Annotated in this window: 17 protein-coding genes; 10 read left to right on the forward strand and 7 right to left on the reverse strand. The window is 61.3% G+C overall.

Annotation, left to right across the window (positions count from 1 at the left end; all coding sequences use genetic code 11):
* Together C1T17_RS13670 and C1T17_RS13675 are read left to right on the forward strand one after the other, a co-directional pair.
* Complete coding sequence (locus C1T17_RS13670; protein WP_104953916.1) at positions 1–1194, forward strand: acyl-CoA dehydrogenase family protein; 1194 nt, start codon at positions 1–3, stop codon at positions 1192–1194.
* On the forward strand, positions 1191–2561 hold the full coding sequence (locus C1T17_RS13675) for an MmgE/PrpD family protein (protein ID WP_104953917.1): 1371 nt from the start codon (positions 1191–1193) through the stop codon (positions 2559–2561). The genes C1T17_RS13670 and C1T17_RS13675 overlap by 4 nt, the downstream gene beginning before the upstream one ends.
* A gap of 77 nt (positions 2562–2638) precedes the next feature.
* On the opposite strand, the gene C1T17_RS13680 is transcribed toward C1T17_RS13675, so the two are convergent.
* The 3 genes from C1T17_RS13680 to C1T17_RS13690 all read right to left on the reverse strand — a co-directional run bounded on the left by C1T17_RS13680 (position 2639) and on the right by C1T17_RS13690 (position 6622).
* On the reverse strand, positions 2639–4636 hold the full coding sequence (locus tag C1T17_RS13680) for a 3-hydroxyacyl-CoA dehydrogenase NAD-binding domain-containing protein (RefSeq protein WP_411269193.1): 1998 nt from the start codon (positions 4634–4636) through the stop codon (positions 2639–2641).
* A 113-nt stretch (positions 4637–4749) separates the two neighbouring features.
* Entirely contained in the window at positions 4750–5487 is a 738-nt protein-coding gene (locus tag C1T17_RS13685) for an SDR family NAD(P)-dependent oxidoreductase (protein WP_104955231.1), read from the reverse strand.
* A gap of 106 nt (positions 5488–5593) precedes the next feature.
* A complete protein-coding gene (locus C1T17_RS13690) occupies positions 5594–6622 on the reverse strand; it encodes an amidohydrolase family protein (RefSeq protein WP_104953918.1) in 1029 nt (342 codons plus the stop codon).
* A gap of 384 nt (positions 6623–7006) precedes the next feature.
* Here C1T17_RS13690 and C1T17_RS13695 point away from each other — a divergent pair, with 384 nt between their 5' ends.
* The 3 genes from C1T17_RS13695 (at position 7007) to C1T17_RS13705 (ending at position 9476) form a co-directional block, all read left to right on the forward strand.
* A complete protein-coding gene (locus C1T17_RS13695; protein WP_104953919.1) occupies positions 7007–8437 on the forward strand; it encodes an aldehyde dehydrogenase family protein in 1431 nt (476 codons plus the stop codon).
* Positions 8438–8517: 80 nt separating this feature from the next.
* Entirely contained in the window at positions 8518–9012 is a 495-nt protein-coding gene (locus C1T17_RS13700) for a MaoC family dehydratase (protein ID WP_104953920.1), read from the forward strand.
* A complete protein-coding gene (locus C1T17_RS13705) occupies positions 9009–9476 on the forward strand; it encodes a MaoC family dehydratase (protein WP_104953921.1) in 468 nt (155 codons plus the stop codon). The genes C1T17_RS13700 and C1T17_RS13705 overlap by 4 nt, the downstream gene beginning before the upstream one ends.
* A 185-nt stretch (positions 9477–9661) precedes the next feature.
* On the opposite strand, the gene C1T17_RS13710 is transcribed toward C1T17_RS13705, so the two are convergent.
* From C1T17_RS13710 to C1T17_RS13725, 4 genes are all read right to left on the reverse strand, one after another.
* Positions 9662–9988: an NIPSNAP family containing protein gene (locus C1T17_RS13710; protein WP_104953922.1), complete on the reverse strand. Its 327-nt coding sequence runs from the start codon at positions 9986–9988 to the stop codon at positions 9662–9664.
* Between the two features lie 54 nt (positions 9989–10042).
* A complete protein-coding gene (locus tag C1T17_RS13715; RefSeq protein WP_104953923.1) occupies positions 10043–10369 on the reverse strand; it encodes a hypothetical protein in 327 nt (108 codons plus the stop codon).
* Positions 10370–10549: 180 nt separating this feature from the next.
* Positions 10550–11548 (reverse strand): phosphotransferase family protein, encoded by a 999-nt coding sequence (locus tag C1T17_RS13720; protein WP_145959007.1) that lies wholly within the window; start codon positions 11546–11548, stop codon positions 10550–10552.
* 62 nt (positions 11549–11610) lie between these two features.
* Positions 11611–12897, reverse strand: coding sequence for an acyl-CoA dehydrogenase family protein (locus C1T17_RS13725; RefSeq protein WP_104953925.1), 1287 nt, complete (start codon positions 12895–12897; stop codon positions 11611–11613).
* Positions 12898–13304: 407 nt separating this feature from the next.
* Here C1T17_RS13725 and C1T17_RS13730 point away from each other — a divergent pair, with 407 nt between their 5' ends.
* The 5 genes from C1T17_RS13730 to C1T17_RS13750 all read left to right on the forward strand — a co-directional run bounded on the left by C1T17_RS13730 (position 13305) and on the right by C1T17_RS13750 (position 18838).
* On the forward strand, positions 13305–14546 hold the full coding sequence (locus tag C1T17_RS13730; protein ID WP_104953926.1) for a CaiB/BaiF CoA transferase family protein: 1242 nt from the start codon (positions 13305–13307) through the stop codon (positions 14544–14546).
* Between the two features lie 66 nt (positions 14547–14612).
* Positions 14613–15140, forward strand: a complete 528-nt coding sequence (locus tag C1T17_RS13735; RefSeq protein WP_104953927.1) for a nuclear transport factor 2 family protein — start codon at positions 14613–14615, stop codon at positions 15138–15140.
* Positions 15141–15213: 73 nt separating this feature from the next.
* Positions 15214–16722, forward strand: coding sequence for an aldehyde dehydrogenase (locus tag C1T17_RS13740; RefSeq protein ID WP_104953928.1), 1509 nt, complete (start codon positions 15214–15216; stop codon positions 16720–16722).
* A gap of 15 nt (positions 16723–16737) precedes the next feature.
* Complete coding sequence (locus C1T17_RS13745; protein ID WP_411269238.1) at positions 16738–17487, forward strand: NADPH-dependent F420 reductase; 750 nt, start codon at positions 16738–16740, stop codon at positions 17485–17487.
* Between the two features lie 97 nt (positions 17488–17584).
* Positions 17585–18838, forward strand: coding sequence for a serine hydrolase domain-containing protein (locus C1T17_RS13750; RefSeq protein WP_104953930.1), 1254 nt, complete (start codon positions 17585–17587; stop codon positions 18836–18838).
* The last annotated feature ends 336 nt before the right edge of the window (positions 18839–19174 follow it).

Here is a 19174-nt window from a genome sequence, read left to right on the forward strand (position 1 = left end):
ATGGGATCGGAGCAGACCGCCGGCTTTGCCAGCGGCATGACGGAAGAGCGGCTGATGATACAGCAGCTCGCCCGCGACTTCACGCGCACGGAAGTGCGCCCGCTGGCCGACCGGCTGGACCCGGAGAAGGCGGATTTTCCGCCCGCGCTGATCGACAAGATGGGCGAACTCGGCTTCTTCGGCATTCTCATCCCCGAAGAACTGGGCGGCCTTGGCTTGGGCGCCTATGAATATTGCCTGGTTACCGAGGAACTGGCCAAGGGCTGGATGAGCGTCGCCAGCCTACCCGCGCGCGGCAACGCCTTTTATCGGGGCGTCAGCGGGACGGACGAGGAACGGCGGGACAAGATAGCGGCGATGGCGCAGGGACGGTATCTCGGCGCGGCCGCGCTGTCCGAGCCCGGTACCGGGTCGGACCTGTCGGGCGTGTCCTGCCGCGCGCGCCGCGATGGTGCCGAATGGGTCATCACCGGCAACAAATATTGGTGCACTTTTGCCGATGGCGCCGATTTCATCCGCGTTCTCTGTCGGATAGACGATGAGAGCGGTGCCAAGACAGGCACCATCAGCCTGAACGTCGACAAGCCGCGCGGCCAGTTGCCGGACGGTGTCAGCGGTTCCCCGATCCCCAAGATCGGCTATTTTGGATGGAAGACGTGGGAGCTGTATTTCGATGGCGTGCGCGTGCCCGCGGATCCGAGTGCGGTCGAGGGCGGACGCGCCTTCCAGTATACCGCCCACGCACTCGAACTGGCACGCGCGCAGACGGGCGCGCGCTCGATCGGCCTAGCGCAGGCGGCACTGGACCATGCCGCCGACTATGCGCGAGAACGCGTGCAGTTCGGTCAGCCGATCTCCGATTTTCAGGCGATCCGCTTCAAGATCGCGACGATGGCCACCCGGATCGAGGCTGCCCGCCAACTGCTCTATCATGTCTGCGAAGAAATCGACGCGGGTCGCCCCGCCAAGGTCAAGACGTCGATGATCAAATATCTGGCCGCTGAAATGGCCGAGGAGGTAACCAGCGAAGCCCTTCAGATCGTCGGCGGCGCGGCCTACACGACGCTGCATCCTATCGAACGCTTCTGGCGCGACGCCCGGTTGACCAAGATCTTCGAGGGCACGTCTGAAATTCAGCTGCGCATCATATCGGACGCGATGCTGGGCAAGCCGGTGGGCAGGATCGGGGGATGAGCGCCATGCCGGGGACCGACGCGGGGCAAGCGATAGGCATCACCCGGCAGATGGCGCGAGCCGCGCTCGCATATTCCGATGCAGTATTGCCGCCCCAAGCGCTGACCGTCGCCAAACAGTGCATTCTGGACTGGTTCGCCGTCACTTTGCCTGGATCGCGTGAACACTGCGCGGTCCTTCTAGCGGAGGAACTGGAGGCCTACGGAGCGGGTCCGTGCTCCGTGATCGGTCGCACTTCGCGCTTGTCACCGCGCGACGCGGCACTGGCCAACGGCACCGCTTCCCATGCCCTCGATTACGACGACGTAAACCGGACCATGGCGGGGCACCCCTCCGTTGCGATCTTCCCGGCGGTGCTGGCAATAGCCGAGTCGGAAAAGCGCACTGGGCGCGAGGCGCTGGTCGCGTTCGTCGCGGGGTATGAGATGGCCAGCGTGGTCGGCGGGCTGGTCGGTCCATCGCATTACGCCAGAGGCTATCACGCGACCGGCACCGTCGGTGCGATTGGCGCGACGGTCGCGGCCGGGCTGCTTTTGGGTCTGGACGAGACGGCGATGGACCATGCCATTGGCCTGGCCGCGACGCAGAGCGCAGGGCTGAAGGCAATGTTCGGTAGCATGGCCAAGCCGTTGCATGCCGGAAAGGCGGCCGCGAACGGCGTGCTGGCCGCGCGACTGGCGATGCGGGGTTTCACCGGCCAGCCGGGAGTGCTGGAGGCCGATCAGGGATTCATCGGCGCGCTGAGCGATGAACCGGTACGCGTGCCCGCAATGCCGGTTCCAGGAACAGAGATCACCAGCACCTTGTTCAAATATCATGCGGCCTGCTATTTTACCCATTCGACCATAGACTGCCTGACGGCACTGCGCGTGAGGACCGGCCTCACGCCAGATGCCATCGCGACCGTAGAGTTGCACGTGGGGCCGGCGCACCTGCAGGCCTGTCAAATTGGCGATCCTCGCAGCGGGCTTGAGGCCAAGTTCAGCCTGACTCATGCAGCGGCGCTTGCGCTGTGCGGGCGCGACACTGCGGCGCTGGAGACTTTTACCGACGCAGCCATCGACGATCCCCAGGTCGCCGCGACGCGGGAACGGGTCATAGTGCACGGCGATGCAGCCGCAGGCGGCGCAATCTTCGCCCGGATCCGCACCGTCGCCGGTGAGTGCCATGACGTCGCCCACGACACGGGTATCGTCAACACGGACCTGGTGGCGCAAGGCGCGCGCATCGATGCGAAATATCTGAGCCTCGCCGTACCCGTCGTTGGCGCAGCCGCCGCGCTCAGGCTGAAGGCTGTGATCGCCCAGCTAGAAGATTTGCCCACAGTCGATGCGCTGCTTCGCGAAATATCGGGCGAAGATGGCTGATCAGGGACAGCACCTGGATAACATCCCCTCCCCTCGCCAGCATTTGCGACGCTGACGAGGGGTGGAAGCCGACAGGATCAGCCGGTGAAACTGCCGCCGGACTCGGCCTTTTCCACCAGCAGGCGCGCCGGTTCGAAGCGTGGGCCATATTCCTGCGCCATCTTGCGCAATTCCTGGACGATCCGGGGCAGGCCAACCTGATCGGCCCAGAACATCGGACCGCCGGTGTAAAGCGGCCAGGCATAACCCAATATGGAGGCGACATCGATGTCCGACGCTCGCAGGGCAATGCCGTCCTCCAATATGCGCGCGCCTTCATTGACGACCGGATAGAGAAGCCGCGCGATGATCTCATCTTCGCTCAGAGGAGCGCGCTGGGCAATACCGCGTTCGGCGGCGACATCCGCGATGATCTGCGCCACCAGCGGCGACACCAAGGGTTTGCGAGTTTCGTCATAGTCATAATAGCCCGCATTCGCCTTCTGTCCACGTCGGCCGGCATCAAGCAAGTCCTGCTTGACGGTCCGATAAGGTTCATTGCGGTTGATCACATCCAGCCCGACCAGATCCATTGTCGCAAATGGGCCCATGGGGAAACCAAAGCCATGCACGGCCTTGTCGATCGCTGCTGGCGTGGTCCCCTCGAGTATCAGTGCCTCGGCCTGTTCACGACGGGGCGTCATGATCCGGTTCGCAATGAACCCGTCGCAGACGCCGCTGAAGACCGGAACCTTGCCGATCCGCGACGCGATCTTGAGCGCCGTTGCCAGCACCTGGTCCGATGTCTTCGCGCCGCGCACGATCTCCAGCAGCTTCATCACATTGGCGGGCGAGAAGAAGTGCAGGCCGACGACCGATTCCGGTCGGCTGGTGGCCGTGGCAATCTCGTCCAGATCCAGGAAGGACGTATTGCTAGCCAGGATGGTGCCCGGCTTGGTGACCTTGTCCAGCTTGCCAAAAATCTCCTGTTTGACGTCCATCCGCTCAAAGACCGCCTCGATCACCAGATCGACGTCGGCGAGGTCCGCGATGTTGATCGAAGGCGTGATCAGTGCCATGCATTTTTCCACCTCCGCATCGGTCAGGCGGCCACGCTTCGCGCTGTTCTCGTAGTTTTTGCGGATTATGCCGACGCCGCGATCCAGCGCCTCTTGAGATGTTTCGATCAGGGTAACCGGGATACCCGCGCTCAAGAAGTTCATGGAGATGCCGCCGCCCATCGTGCCGGCACCGATGACCCCGACCCGCGCAAACGGCAGGACAGGACAATCCTTGGCCAGCCCGGGCACCTTGCCGCCCTGTCGTTCGGCGAAGAAATAATAGCGTTGCGCGGCGCTCTGGACGGAATCGCGCAACTCCTCGAACAGCCGCCGCTCGGCGAGCATGCCTTCGTCAAACGGCAGGGAGACCGCCGCTTCAACCGCCTTGATGATATTTTCCGGCGCGATGAATCCACGTGCTGTCTTCGCGGACTTTGCCCGCGCGGCGGCGAAGATTTCGGGCTTGTCCTTGAACGCATCAATCTGGTCGCGGCGATCCCTGATCTTGATCAGCGGCTTGTTTTCGGCCAGCACCGCGCGCGCAAACTCCAGTGCCCCTTCCAGTAGTTCTCCTTCGGCAACGATCTTGTCCACCATGCCCAGCCGCAAGGCTTCGTCAGCGTCGATCGGACGGCCAGAAAGCATGAGGTCGAGGGCCAGCTCCGGCCCGACGATCCGGGGCAGGCGCTGCGTGCCACCGGCGCCCGGCAGCAGGCCCAGCTTGACTTCCGGCAGGCCGATACGCGCGCTCGGCACGGCGACGCGGTAATTGCAGACGAGAGCGAATTCGCACCCCCCGCCCAGCGCCGATCCATGGATGGCCGCGATGACCGGCTTACCCGCATCCTCAACGCTGGCGAACACCGCGCCCAGCAGGGGTGCTTCCGGCTGCTTGCCAAATTCTGAGATATCGGCGCCCGCAAAGAAGGTCCGCCCAGCACAGATCACCACGATCGCCTTGACGGCATCGTCCGCCTTGAACTGGCTAAAGGCCGCGTCCATCCCGCGACGCACTGCGATGCCAAATGCGTTCACGGGGGGGAATCGACCGTGATGATCCCGATATCGCCGCGCTTTTCCTGAAATACTACGTCGTTCATGATGCCTCCAAAATTTTTACTGTGCGGGTGCTCCAACCGGCGCACGGTTCAGGTCAGCGTCCTGCCGCCATCTGCGATGATCGTCTGGCCCACGATGTAGCCCGACATCGGCGAGGCCAGGAACAGGGCAATCGATGCGATCTCGTCCGGGCTGGCGAGCCGGCCTAGCGGTATGCCCTTCAGCCGCTCGGCAAGGCGCTCGGGATTGCCGGTGGTCACTTCGATCATCTTGGTTTCGACTAGCCCCGGCGCGATGCCATTGACGCGAATGCCCTCGCGCGCCCACGCCGCGCCCAAAACATGCGTCAGGTGAATGAGGCCTGCCTTGGACGCCGAATATGCTGGGTTGGCGATGGTGGCCCGGAAGCCCCCGACCGAACTGATCGTCACGATGCTGCCGGAATTGGCCGACAGCAGCGGCTTGAGGCGTACCGCGCAATCCATCATGGAATTCAGGTTGATCTCGACGATACGGCGAAAGGTCTCCGGTTCGAACTCCTTCCGGCGGTAGGCCACCGATCCTTGCGAGAGCACTAGGACGTCGAGCCGTTCGACAGCGGGTTGCCAGCTGGCCACCGAATCCGCGTCGCCCACGACAAGCTGCGAATAGGTCAGACCGTTAAAGTTGTCGGCTTCGTCGTGACCATAATCTGCGGCGGAAGCGCGCGTGCCGGTGACCAGCACATCGGCCCCGGCATCCCGAAAAGCACGTGCCGTCGCGTTGCCGATGCCGCTGGAACCGCCGACGACGATAACCTGCTTTCCGGCGAAATTGAGATTGTTCATGCCCATTCCTGTTTGCTCCGTCCGCATCATGCGTCTGGAATGAGGGCGTGCCCGGCCATCAAGGGATCAGCCGGGCACGGTAATGAAAGCCAGCGGCAGAACGCCGTCAGGCGGGGTTTTGCAGGCCATAGACCTTGGCTGCGGTGCCATGGAACAGGGCCGCCCGCTCTTCTGCGTTGTAGCGGCTGGCCAGAATACGGTGCGCATTCCAGAGAACCCCGTAGGAAATACCGAGGCGATCCCGCGGGAAGTTGCTGGTGAACATGCACCGTTCCGGCCCGAACAGTTCGATCGTGGGGATATAATGATCCTCCATGGCGTCGGCAGCCTGCTGCGAGGTCGGTGGCGTCGGATGGTCGTCAAAGGCGCGCCCCGAAAAGCCCATCAGCAGGCCAGAGACTTTGACATAGATGTTGGGATACCGGGCCAGATCGGTCATCATCGCCAGCCAGTTCTTATACGTGCCCTGGAGGTCGTCCTTGAAGCGGCCGGTATAGATTGGAATCCCGACATGGTTGAGGATGATGGGCAGATCGGGGACCTGCTCCGCCAACGCCGCGACATAGGGCAGTTGCGGGTGGAACACAGCCGCGTCCCATGTCAGCTTCTGCTCCACCAGGCGCTTCGCTCCGGCGACGAACGCCGGATCGACGAGCAGGTCAACGGGCGCCTGATACGGCAAGGCGATGTCGGGATCGCTCATCGTCCAGGAACGCACGCCGCGCAGCCGGCCCTTGGCGGCGTCGCGATGCGCGGCGAGCACATCGTCCAGCCGATCGCCCAGAGTCAGGTCGGCCGCGCAGATGATACCTTCGGACAAGCGCGGACCGGCCGGGTCGCGCTGTAGCGACTCCTCGCCGACCCGTGTTGCCGCCCGCGTTTCCGCGACGGCCTGCAATTCGGGCGGGGCGTCGGCATCGACGAAGGTCTTGTAGGCTTCGCAATGGACCGTCGATACGACATGGTGGCCCGATTGCGTTATTTCATTCAGAAATTCCTCGGTCATGAAGCCACCCATCGTCGCGCGACGGACAGGATCGTCATACAAATGACAATGCGGATCGATGATCGGCAGACCCGGATCGATAGGCGCTTCCTGCACCATGCTGAGCCACTCGGGCTTGTACTGGGCCATTCTTCAACTCCTTTTCCCATTGCGGGCGTTGCCGCTTATTCGCTGTTCGTTGCCTGCTCCGACACCAAAGGTCTGGCAAGCACGTCCCTGCAGCTATTACAGTTGCATTGAACCTGCCGCTTCCGCGCGGGCAACGCAGCATCACGAGCGCCTTTGCAGTACTAGGTTTTGCATTTGCTCGGGAAATTGGCGCTACGCCACCCGCCCGCCCGGCATATTATGGATGAAATTTGCGGCCGCTCTGACGGAATGAAGATTGCCAATCGACAGGCCATCCACGATCAACGGGAATAGATGCGGTCGTACCGTTACAGCCGCACGATCAGACGCCCGAGTATAACGTCGGCAAATGATGCCGGCATCGGCTTGAGACCAGGGGAAGCGATGTTGCGGCATCTACATTTTATCGGCCAGGATAGCGAACCCGACACGGGCCGGTTCATCGACAAGATCGCACCTTCTTCTGGCAAGAAGATCAGTGAGGTTGCGGTAGGATCCGCCGCGGATGTGGATCGGGCTGTCCAGCATGCGGCGCTGGCCTTCCCGGCCTGGCGCAACCAGCATCCCATGGTGCGCGGCCGCATCTTGAGCGCGATCGCGGCGAAACTGCGGGAGCAGGTCGATCGCTTCGCCGACATCGAAGGGATCGAGACGGGCAAGCCCGGCTGGCAGTCTCCCATCGAGATCGAAACGGTCGCCAAATATTTCGAGTTTTACGCGGGCTTGGTCAGCATAGGCCATGGCGAGATCATAGATCTCGGCCCTGCCTATCATTCCTACACCTTGCGCGAGCCGTTCGGCGTGGTCGGCGTCATCGTACCCTGGAACGCGCCGTTGCAGCAGGCCGCGCGCGCGATCGCGCCCGCCATCGCGGCCGGTAACGTCGTGGTGGCCAAGCCTTCGGAAGAAACGCCCGGATCACTGGCGATGCTGGCGCGCGTCGCTGTCGAGGAATGTGGACTGCCCCCTGGCGTGCTGAATGTCATTCAGGGCGTGGGCAAGGAAGCCGGCGCGGCGCTGGTCAGCCACCCTCTGGTCCGCAAGGTCGCCTTTACCGGCAGCGTCCGGGCCGGGATCGAGATCGGCAAGATCGCGGCGGAACGCATCATTCCGCTGACCCTGGAATTGGGCGGAAAATCGGCCAATATCGTGTTTGCCAGCGCCGACTTGGACGCGGCCGTAGTCGGCGCAGTCCGGGCCTTCAGCGTCAACGCGGGGCAAGTCTGCCTCGCCGGAACCCGGTTGCTGGTGGAAGAATCGATCCATGACGCCTTCGTCGCGCGACTGGTGACCGCTGTGGAAGCGTTGAAGGTCGGGCCGCAACCCGACGCCGTTATCGGCGCGATAACCACTGCCGCCCAGTTCGAAAAGATCCAGTCTTATATCGCCATCGGGATCGAGGAAGGTGCGACCTTGTCGGCCGGGGGGAAGGTGTTGAGCGCGGAGGAAAGCCAAGGTGGCTGGTATGTTCGCCCCACCGTTTTCACCCATGCCAGCCCCGGCATGCGGATCGCGACCGAAGAAATTTTCGGGCCGGTGCTGACCGTATTGCCATTCAAGGACGAGGCTGACGCGATCCGCATCGCCAACGACAGCGACTATGGCTTGGCGGCTGGCATCTGGACCCGCGATCTTGGCTGCGCACATCGTGTCGCGGGGCAACTGGAAGCCGGGCAGATCTATATCAACGAATATTTGGCCGGTGGTGTGGAAACGCCGCTGGGAGGCTATAAACAGAGCGGCTATGGCCGCGAAAAGGGCGTCGAAGCGCTGCATCATTATACGCAGCTGAAATGCATCACGATCAGGTTGTGACGTTGCACCCAGCCTTTGCGGCAGGATAGCCGCGACCATCGAACGCGCCACACCGTGGCAGCAGCCAGAACGGAATAGCCATGTCCAACGAAATCTTAGAAAAAGCCGTGCTGTGGCCGAAGGGCAATCTCTACGAGGATTTCTTCGTCGGGCAGCGGTTCGACCATCATTGGGGGCGGACGATCCTGGAAAGCGACAATGCGGTGTTCAGCACGATCACTCTCTGCTTCGTGCCGCTTTATTTCAACAGGGCCTACGCCAAGGAGCAGGGGCATCCCGACATCGTGCTCAATCCGCAACTGGTTTTCAACGTCGCGCTGGGCCTGTCGGTGGAAGATTGCAGCGAGGCCGGCGGCCCTTTCCTAGGGGTCTATGACCTGCACTATCACCGTCCGGCCTATCCCGGCGTCACGCTGAACGCCAGTAGCACGACCGTGGAAGCCCGGATTTCCGGCAGCAACCCGGAATTCGGCATCGTTACTTGGGAGACCGAGGGTCGCGACGAGCACGGCAATCTGCTGGTCAGCTTCCGCCGTTCAAATCTGGTTCGCCGACGCGAAGGAAATGTTCAATGACCGCTGACACGCACCTGACCGGCAGCCGTAATTATTTTGAGGATTTCGAGGTGGGCGCCGTCATCCGCCATGCACGCGGCAAGACGATTTCCAATCTAGAAAATGTGCTGATCACCAATCTGGTCATGAACAGCGCCGATGCGCATTTCAACGAAGACAAGATGTCGCGCACCCGTTTCGGGCAGGTGGTGTCCTATGGCGGTGTGAATTTTTCCGTCGTGCTGGGACTGGCGGCGCAGGATTGCTGCGAAAATGCCATCGCGGAATTGGGGCTGGACAATATCCGACTGACCAAGTCGGTTTTTCACGGCGATACGCTTTATGCCTATACCGAGGTACTGGAAAAGTCGGACTCCGACCGCGCGGATGCCGGGATCATCCTGTATCGCCACTATGGCGTGAACCAGAAGCAGGAGATCGTCGCTCAGGTCGATCGCAAAGTGCTGCTTAAACGGCGCCCCTGATATTCCAAGTCAGTATTCGGTCCGACGGGGACATGCCCGCGCTCGCCGGGCCAGACAATCAAGGCTCTGAAGCGGACAGGACGTTCGCTTAGCCGTAAAGGACGGGCATCGAGTTTGCTACGTCCTTACGCGTTCGCGTGACTGGCGCGCGTCACGGCTTCCTGCCGTACCGCTGCGCACTCCACTCAGTCGACCGGAATGGTTATGACGTGCGGGATTTCGAACGCTGCCACATAATCCGAGATCGTGTTCGCCGCGATCCGGTCGGGACTGTTGAGGTAATCGAGATTCTGGCTTGTGAAGTCGCTGTCCAGGCTGACGGCCCACACGAAGCGGTTGCCAGGAATATCGGCGACGGCGAATTCGACCTTGAATCCCGCTGCGCGGCGCAGCTTGACGATCTTCCTCCAGCGACTGAGAAAATGCGGCCACCCACCCTTCTTGACCTCGTAGACCTTCAGTTCGACGGTCCGCCCGCCTTCAAGTTCCTCAAGCGATGGGAAGCTGCTCATAAAATACCTCGGCAATGTGAAAATGTCATCAGGTAGCGGGGACCAGGGACGAAATCAGAGTGGCTGTTCTTCGGGCGACGCGGCGTGCGCATCGTATCGCGCGCCAGCCCACAGGCACATGGGCAACTTGGGATATTTGCCGAGGTAGAAGCGATTCGCGAGATCGAAGCCGGGATCGTAGCGGTGGATCCAGATCAGGCGATTGTTGGCGAGGTCGGCGCACGCATAAATGACCTTGAAGCCTTCCGGCCTATAGTCTGCAAACGCCTCCTGGAATGCGGCAATTGCCTCTTCCATGCGCCCGGGCTGGACATGATTTATATTGACTTCGATTTTTGAACCATCGTCGATCAAGCCCAAGGCGGCGGGGTCGAAATCCATCTGTCCATCCTCTTAATCGGTCGCACGTCGCAAAGTCGGCGTACCGGAATTATCACCTACTCAAGTTGCACAAGCCCTGGCGCATAATCAACTCGACGGATGGCAAGCGCCGATAGCATTGCATATGCAACAGTCGGCATCGACGGATGCCCTGCGCGGCACCGTAACGGTACAACAGTTTCAGGCCGGAACGGCGGCGTCCAACATCTCAAGGCTCCGTTCAACCATCACCGGGACGGAGCGCACGAGATCGGCCCATAGCGGGTCATGCTTCTTGCCGCGCCGGTGCAACATTTCGTTGAACAGCGCGATCACGGCGAACCGGTATCCGGCCATCGCGCGGTGCCAAAGGATCGCACGATCGTCGATCGCATGTCCGGCGGACTGTCGGTAAATTTCCGTGATGCCTTCTGGAGACAAAACCCAGCGCTCCGCCCGATACCGGTGATCGGGCAGAACCGCATCCTTATCCGCATAGAACGCAAGCGCGCCAAGGTCGAGCAGGGTCGAGCCCAAGAAGGCAATTTCCCAATCCAGCACGGCGCGGACATCATCGGGACCAAAGATCATGTTGCCAAAATGCATGTCGCCATGGACGCAGCCGACATGGACCTGTTTCGGGATGGTCGATGTCAGCCGGTCGCGCAGCATCGTGATCCGACCGGCCCATTGGATATCGATCGTAGACCGGTCCAACAGTCGGTTCAGACGGTCAAATTCCGCCGACAGGGCGTGTACCGGACCCCACGCCTGCTCCAGCCCGGCCATGGGAACCGAGTGAAGCCGCGCCATGACCTCGACTCCGCGACGGGCTAGTTCGGCATGGGCCGGAGTTTGGTCCACAGCCCGCGCCGGAATGGCGTTGCCGGTCACGAAGCCTGCGATGAAATAGGGACGCCCCAGCGCGGAGTCATGGCCGCCAAACGACAGGATCGGCGGGACCGGCACTCCCGTGCCGGCCAGCGACTGCATGATCCGCGCCTGCCGGATTACGTCGGACGGCCCGCTGGACGGCGCGTCGGGGGCGATCGTTCGAACGATTAGCTTCTGTTTTGAGGCACCGTCATCGGCGATAAAGCTGAAGCCTATCCCTGCATGACCCGGCAGCGGCTGGACCTCCTCGACGATTACGGAACCGCCCCCCTCCCCCCTCAGCAGCTCCGCGAGCAGGGCGCTCATGGGCAGGTCCTGGCGCGCATGCCCGGCAGCGCCTGCTGCCGGAACCTTGGGAGGCAGTGCCGTCACTTGGTTTCGAAGCCTTCCAGCACCGGCGCAAACTTGGCCTGCGCCCGCGCGTGTCTTTCAAACAACATATAGTCGGGGAACTGGCCTTCCGCCGGTTGGGCCTCCTTGAGCAGTTCACGGGCGACCGTGACCTTGTGCACTTCGGTCGGACCGTCGGCCAGACCCATCTGGTAGGAGGTCATGATCATGCTGGTGAAGGGCATCTGGTCGCTGAGGCCGAGCGAGCCGTGAATCTGGAGCGCGCGCGATGCGATGTCGTGCAACACCTGCGGCATCAGGAACTTCACCGCCGCGACATTCTTACGCAGGTCCTTCCAGCTATGCCCATTGTCCGCCAGCCACGCGGTTTCGAGCACGAGCAGGCGGAACTGGCGCAGCTGCGCCCATGATTCCGCGATCTGGGCCTGAACGAACTGCTTGTTGCCCAGCATTTCACCCTTGGTCTGCCTGGACACGGCGCGTTCGGACATTTTGTCCAGCGCGCTTTGCGCCAGCGCGATGGTGCGCATCGCGTGATGCATGCGTCCACCGCCCAGCCGCTGCTGGGCGACGATGAAGCCCTCGCCCCGCTGGCCGAGCAGATTCTCTGCCGGTATGCGCACATTGGTCCATCGCATGTGCGCATGGGTCGGTATATGGCCGAAGAACCCATAGTCGCGAATGACTTCGATCCCCGGCGTGTCGCCAGGCACGATGAACATGGAAGAGCGCCGATGCGGCCGTTCGTCAGGATCAGTCACCGCCATGATGAGGAAGAAGCTGGCGACCGACGCGTTGCTGGCGAACCATTTTTCGCCGTTGATCACCCATTCGTCGCCATCGCGGACCGCCGTAGTCTCGATCATTGTCGGGTCGGCGCCGCCCTGCGGCTCGGTCAGGGCGAAACAGGACACGACCTCGTTTGCCAACAGGGGCTCAAGGTAACGCTTCTTCTGCTCGGCAGTTCCATATTCAGCCAGCACATCCGCGTTGCCGCTGTCGGGTGCCTGCGCGCCGAACACGATGGGACCAAAGCGCGAGCGACCGACCAGTTCGTTTATCAATGCCAACTTGAGCTGACCAAAGCCCTTGCCGCCCATTTCCGGCCCCAGATGGCATGCCCAGAAGCCTCGCTCTTGCACCCGCTTCTGCAGCGGACGCACGAGTGTGTCGAAACGTGGGTCGTGAATGTTATGTTGCGCGCCCAGCACCAAGTCGAGCGGTTCGACTTCCTCGCGTACGAACTGGTCGATCCAGTCGAGTTCCTTTTGAAACTCAGGATCGGTCGAAAAATTCCAGGTCACAGATATCCTCCTGAAGACAGTCAAGCGACCCCAGAAAGAAGCCGCAGATCAACATCATTATGCGCGGCGGCAGGCCGCCCACTAGAGCCACCCGGTTGCGCAATTGGCACAAGCGGCCCTACCCAAGCTGTCCTGTTACGTGCAGCCGTGCCGGGAGTAAGCCAAGAGAATATATGTGCCTCCACTAGGCTATCACACTTGCAATGGCTGGCGCATGCCAGTGCCGGTGCGTCCAGAGCGACTTTCAGCGATGCATCACCATTGCAATCGTAATGAAATGGCGCCGCCGCATGTTATCCATTGCCTCCCGGCCATTTCCGCCAAAGATGCACAGGGCTGAAGCGACTTTGGACCATGAGAAGTTCGAAGAGTGTTTGAGCGCGAATTCGAGCGAGTAAACGGATAGGATGACGGGATTGACGGACGACGCAGCCCCCTTCGGCGCCTTGGCGGGCATGAAGATCATCGACCTCACGCAAATGCTGGCTGGCCCCTTTGGCACGATGCTGCTTGCAGATCATGGCGCCACGGTCATCAAGGTGGAACCCCCGGTCGGCGATCTCACCCGGCCCAGCGGCCCATTTCGCGACAATGACACGCGGCGCGTACTGGGCGGCTATTTCCAGAGTGTGGATCGTAACAAATACAGTGTCTGCCTCGACCTCAAGACCGAGAGCGGTCGAGAGGCCTTCAAGCTGCTAGTGCGGGATTGCGACGCTGTCGTGGAGAATTTCCGAGCCGGCGTAATGGAACGCCTGGGCCTAAGTTATGAGATCCTCCGCGACATCAACCCTCGCCTGGTCTATGGCGCGCTACGCGGGTTTGGCGACGCCCGCACCGGCGCGTCGCCCTATCTGGACTGGCCGGCATTCGATGTGGTGGCTCAGGCCATGGGCGGCATCATGGCCATTACGGGGCCGGATCAGGCGACCCCGACTAAGGTTGGCCCGGGTGTCGGCGACATTATTCCGGGCATGATGCTGGGGTTCGGCGTACTGGCTGCCGTCTATCATGCGAAGATGACCGGCGTCGGGCAGTTTGTCGATGTGGCCATGACCGATGCGGTGCTTGCCGTGTGTGAACGAACGGTCTGGCAACATTCGGTGCAGGGGCTGGTGCCGGGGCCTGAAGGCAATCATCATCCCTTCCTCTGCCCATTCGGAATATTCCCGGCGAAAGATGGCTTCGTCACCATCGCGGCGCAGCAGGACGTTTTCTTTCCGTCGCTATGCCAGCTGCTGGGCGCCGAAGATCTGGGCACCGACCCACGCTTTTGCAACAGGGACCAAAGGAAGACAAACCGTCTGGCCCTGATCGAGCAGATCAGCAGCCTCACCAGCGCGTTTACCAAGGCGGAACTGATGGAACGTCTGGGCGGGAAAATACCGTTCGGGCCGGTGATGAACATCGCCGACGTCCGCAATGACGACCATTTCAAGGTCCGCGAGATGCTGGTCGATGTTGACAATCCCGGCACCAGTCCGGTGACGATCGCGGGCGTGCCAATCAAGATGACCGAAACCCCCGGACGCGTGGCCCGCCGCGGGCCGATGTTGGGCGAGCATACGCGCAAGATGCTGCTTGATGCGGGTATGGCCGAGATCGAGATCGACGCGGTCATGAAGGACAGCGTTCCAGCAACATTCTGATGGCCAGCGCATATTCCCGGGTCGCCCTTCCTTGAGCGGGACGATCGCTTTTTCAGGAGAATAACAGTGACAAATCCTACCGTAGACATAACGCAGGACGTTTACGATCTTGTCCAGAAGAACAAGATACACGAAAATCTGATGAGATATTGCCGGGGCCAAGATCGCAAGGAGCTGGCGCTCATGAAGTCGACATATTGGCCCGATGCGACGGACGATCATGGCGCCTTTGTGGGCAATGCTCACGCATTTTGTGACATGGCCTATGAAGGCCAAAAGAAAACCGGCCATACCGCAATTCATCACTGTTCAAACGTGCTGATTGAATTGCTTGGGGATCAGGCCAAGTGCGAATCCGTGTTTATGTATGTCATGATCCATCCCGCCAAGAACAGAACGCAGTTTTTGGGCGGGCGATATAGGGACCTGTGCGAGCAACGCGACGGCGAGTGGAAGATATTGCGCCGTACCTGCATATTTGACTGGGCCAATGATATGGAGGGCGCCCAGGATTTCACCGGTATTTTCAATTTTCCGAAGGACACGGTGATCGGCAGAACATTTCCCGACGATCCCATTTACGCTGCGTGGTAAGACGCGCCGGGCCGCCCAAGCCGACCCGCAAACCTTTGCAGCGCAGGCTCAGAACTGAGATCAGGAGAACTCCATGGCAAATCCCGACGGTTACGGGATAATCCGTCACCCCGACAAATTTTTTATCGGCGGGCAATGGACGCGCCCGTCGAGCGAGGCGATGATCGACGTAATCGCGCCCGCGACCGAAACGGTCTTTCTGAGCGTCGCCGAAGCAATGGAGGCTGACGTCAATCGCGCAGTCGCCGCAGCGCGCGAGGCGTTCGACAACGGCCCCTGGCCTCGGATGACGCACGCGGAGCGCGCCGGCCACATGCGCGCCCTCAGCGCGAAGTTGACTGAACGCGCCGAAGACATCGCCCAAGCGTGGCCTAACGAAATGGGCGTCACTCTGGAGGTCGCCAGAGGCACGGCCGGGTTCCTACCGTCCATCTACAAATATTATGCGGACCTTGCCGAGACGTTCCCGTTCATCGAACGTCATCCCGCCATGGATGGTGGGGTCGGACTGCTGGTGCGCGAACCGGTGGGTGTGGTCGGTATGATTATACCGTGGAACGCGGCCCCTTTCCTCCTGTCGTACAAGCTGGCTCCCGCTTTGCTGGCAGGCTGCACCGTAGTCATTAAACCATCGCCTGAAGCGCCCGTCGCTGCTTATATCCTGGCCGAGATCGCAGAAGCGATCAGACTGCCGCCAGGCGTGATCAACGTCGTGACGGCCGACAGAAAAGCCGCCGAAGCCCTGGTCCACAATCCGGGCATCGACAAGATCAGCTTTACCGGATCGAGCGCCGTTGGGCGGCATATCGCTTCGATCTGCGGCGAGCGCCTTGCCCGCTACACCCTGGAATTGGGAGGCAAGTCGCCAGCCTTGCTGCTGGACGATTACGACATCCAGACCGCTGCGGAAAGCATTTCGCAATCCACACAGGTCATGTCTGGGCAGGTTTGTGCCGCACTGACAAGGGTGATCGTCGGGGAAGATCGTCATGACGATTTCGTCGAGGCGCTAAGCGCATCCTTCCAGAAAATACGCGTGGGCGATCCGTTCGATGCACAGACGGACATGGGGCCGCTGGCCATGGCGCGGCAGCGTGATCGCGTCGAAAGTTTTGTAGCTAAGGGCAAGGAAGAGGGCGCGCAGCTAGCAACCGGCGGTCGCCGTCCCGCTCACCTCAACCGCGGATTCTATTTCGAACCGACCGTGTTCGGACGCGTCGACAACCGTTCCACGATCGGCCGCGAAGAGATTTTCGGCCCAGTCATATGTGTCATTCCCGCGCGCGACGAGGAGGAGATGATCAGGATCGCGAACGACAGCGTTTTCGGGCTGAATGCGTCAGTTTTCACTAACGACAGTGCGCGAGCTTATGCCGTCAGCCGAAAATTGCTCTCAGGGGGCGTCGGGCATAATGGTTTTCGCGCAGATCCGACCATCGGCTTTGGCGGTTTCAAGCAATCAGGGGTGGGCCGCGAAGGCGGCATCGACGGGTTGTTGCCCTATCTCGAAAGCAAAGCCGTGATACTGGACCATGATCCTGGTCCGCTGCCCGGCGAACTCGCCATTCCTTCCAAAAACTAACCTGTCAGGAAAGCAATTATGCACATCGGAATCCTTGGGACCGGACATATCGGCAAGTCGCTTGTCAAAAAGCTCAGCGCTGCCGGCCATAAAGTCAAGGTCGCAAATTCGCGCAGCCCCGAATCGATCGATGCGGATACTCTTTCGACCGGTGCACAGGCGGCAGATGTCGACACCGCCCTCGCTGGCGCCGATGTTGTCATCCTTTCGATTCCGCTGGCGCGCCTTTCCGCCCTGGCCGACAAGATCGCTGCGCTTCCAAAGGACACGGTCATCATCGACACGTCCAACTATTATCCCGGACGCGACGGCACGATTGCCGAAATCGAGGCCGGCATGGTCGAAAGCCTCTGGGTAGTCGAACAGATCGGACGAACAGTCGTCAAAGCATGGAACGCGATAGGATCAGATTCTCTTGCCCGCAAAGGCAAAGTGAAGGGCGATCCAGACCGGATCGCCATCCCGGTAGCGGCGGACAGCGACGCGGATCGCGCGATTGGAATGGCTCTCGTCGATGACACCGGGTTCGACGGATTTGACGCCGGGACACTCGCCACTTCGTGGCGGCAGCAGCCTGGTGCTCCGGGTTACTGCACGGATCTGAAAGCCGACGAGATGGGGCCGGCGCTGGAGTCCGCTGAAAAATCGAGATTGCCCGCGCGCCGGGACTTGTCAGTCGCCGTCATCATGGAACGGGTCGGCAACTCCAAGACGAATCCGGATGCGGAGTTCGGCGTCCGGGTAAGCCGCGCCATATTTCGCTAAAACCCAAGCAGCAGCCTGCGGACTGATTTACCCCCTTGCAGATTGCTCATGTGAAATATCACGAGCCTCATCAGCCGAACCTTGAGGAGAGACTGAGATGAGAAATGGTGTGTTGTCGCGTAGACAGTTGGTCCTGGCCAGCGCCAGCCTGCCCCTGGCAGGCGCCGCGCTTGCGGAAGAGCCGGCTCGTCGCACCACGACGCCAAGTGTGCCGGTGAAGGTCCAGGGCTATGTGAAGCCTGGTCTCGAGGCCATCAAGGCGGCATTCGAGCAGAACCTCGCGTCCGGCGAGGAGGTCGGCGCGTCATTCGCCGTCTATCGCGATGGCGTGCCGCTGGTAGACCTGTGGGGAGGTAGCGCCAATGCCGCGCGCACCGTTCCGGTAACGGATCGGACCCTCTACACGCTAATGTCGACGACCAAGGGGCTCGCCGCCACCAGCATCGCGATGCTGGTGGATCGCGGCAGGCTCGATTATGAAGCACCGGTCGCCCGCTACTGGCCGGAATTCGCCGCCGGCGGAAAGGCAGCGATCACGGTCGGCCAGTTGATGTCCCATCAGGCCGGACTGGTCAGCACCCGTACCCCCGTCACCATGGAGCAGATTTTCGCGCAAAAGCCGCTAGCCGAAATGCTCGCCGCACAGGAGCCATTCTTCAAGCCGGGCCTCTGGGGCTATCATGGCATGACCTTCGGCACCTTGGCGGACGAACTCGTGCGCCGAGTGGACGGGCGCACCATGAGCCGGTTCTTCGCCGAAGAGCTCGCTTCGAGGTACAAGCTCGACCTTTTCCTCGGCCTACCTGCGAACGAGGAATCACGGACTTCGGAGATGATCTCCGGGCTAGACGACAAGACGCGCTTTTACGACTCGCCTAACCCGGAGGTCGCGGCTGCCTTCGCCAACATCCCCAGCCCCGCCAGCGACCTAAGCACCGCAGTGCAGCGCAGGTGGCGCGAGTCCGGACATTCGGCTTCGTCCGGATCAGGCAATGCGCGCGGCCTGGCCAAGCTTTACTCCATCCTGATCGGCCGCGATCCGCAGGGCAAGCAGCTGATCGCGCAGTCCGTTCTGCAGCAGGCTACGCGCGAGCGCGTTTGCGGGCCGGATCAGGCGAGCGGCGGCATTGGGCGGTATGCGGCAGGTTTTCGCATCAATATCGGCACAATGGGCGCCGACCCATCGGCGTTCGGTCATCCAGGTTATGGCGGATCGATGGCGTTCGCTGACACCAGGCGCCGACTGGGCATCGCCTACACGCCCAATAGGGTATTGAACCCAAGCTGGCAGTGGGTGGATCTGCGCTTTGCAGTGCTACTCCGCGCGCTTTATGGTGTGCCTTCGTTGTAGCACGTAAGAGTCAGTCGTGTAGGAGGCGGATAACGGTTGATTCGGCATCGTCTCACCACTGTCTTCTCCTGCCGCGCACAATGTCGATGATTTGGCTTGCGTCGATATTGTCTGCCCTGCCACACCGATTTGGCACGAGACTACCGCATGGTGACGTACAGCAGAAGAACACCCGAGTGAATGGAGAGATGTAGCTATGAGCAGCGACTTTCGCGCAGGCGGCTGGTCCAGACCGCCGCTTTATCGCTCTCTACCGCCCTGCCGGCTTCTGCAAAGTCGCCAGCCACTAAAGCCGAGCGCTGCTGGCTTGGTCCCCTTCGCTACCCGATCATCCAG

The sequence above is a fragment of the Sphingobium sp. SCG-1 genome, assembly GCF_002953135.1.
Classification (GTDB): domain Bacteria; phylum Pseudomonadota; class Alphaproteobacteria; order Sphingomonadales; family Sphingomonadaceae; genus Sphingobium.

What these genes read in the sequence shown, in the direction of transcription:
- C1T17_RS13670 (WP_104953916.1), top strand. Translation starts at nt 1, where the DNA reads ATGGGATCGGAGCAGACCGCCGGCTTTGCCAGCGGCATGACGGAAGAG.
- C1T17_RS13675 (WP_104953917.1), top strand. Translation starts at nt 1,191, where the DNA reads ATGAGCGCCATGCCGGGGACCGACGCGGGGCAAGCGATAGGCATCACC.
- C1T17_RS13685 (WP_104955231.1), bottom strand. Translation starts at nt 5,487, where the DNA reads ATGAACAATCTCAATTTCGCCGGAAAGCAGGTTATCGTCGTCGGCGGT.
- C1T17_RS13690 (WP_104953918.1), bottom strand. Translation starts at nt 6,622, where the DNA reads ATGGCCCAGTACAAGCCCGAGTGGCTCAGCATGGTGCAGGAAGCGCCT.
- C1T17_RS13695 (WP_104953919.1), top strand. Translation starts at nt 7,007, where the DNA reads ATGTTGCGGCATCTACATTTTATCGGCCAGGATAGCGAACCCGACACG.
- C1T17_RS13700 (WP_104953920.1), top strand. Translation starts at nt 8,518, where the DNA reads ATGTCCAACGAAATCTTAGAAAAAGCCGTGCTGTGGCCGAAGGGCAAT.
- C1T17_RS13705 (WP_104953921.1), top strand. Translation starts at nt 9,009, where the DNA reads ATGACCGCTGACACGCACCTGACCGGCAGCCGTAATTATTTTGAGGAT.
- C1T17_RS13710 (WP_104953922.1), bottom strand. Translation starts at nt 9,988, where the DNA reads ATGAGCAGCTTCCCATCGCTTGAGGAACTTGAAGGCGGGCGGACCGTC.
- C1T17_RS13715 (WP_104953923.1), bottom strand. Translation starts at nt 10,369, where the DNA reads ATGGATTTCGACCCCGCCGCCTTGGGCTTGATCGACGATGGTTCAAAA.
- C1T17_RS13720 (WP_145959007.1), bottom strand. Translation starts at nt 11,548, where the DNA reads ATGAGCGCCCTGCTCGCGGAGCTGCTGAGGGGGGAGGGGGGCGGTTCC.
- C1T17_RS13730 (WP_104953926.1), top strand. Translation starts at nt 13,305, where the DNA reads ATGACGGGATTGACGGACGACGCAGCCCCCTTCGGCGCCTTGGCGGGC.
- C1T17_RS13740 (WP_104953928.1), top strand. Translation starts at nt 15,214, where the DNA reads ATGGCAAATCCCGACGGTTACGGGATAATCCGTCACCCCGACAAATTT.
- C1T17_RS13750 (WP_104953930.1), top strand. Translation starts at nt 17,585, where the DNA reads ATGAGAAATGGTGTGTTGTCGCGTAGACAGTTGGTCCTGGCCAGCGCC.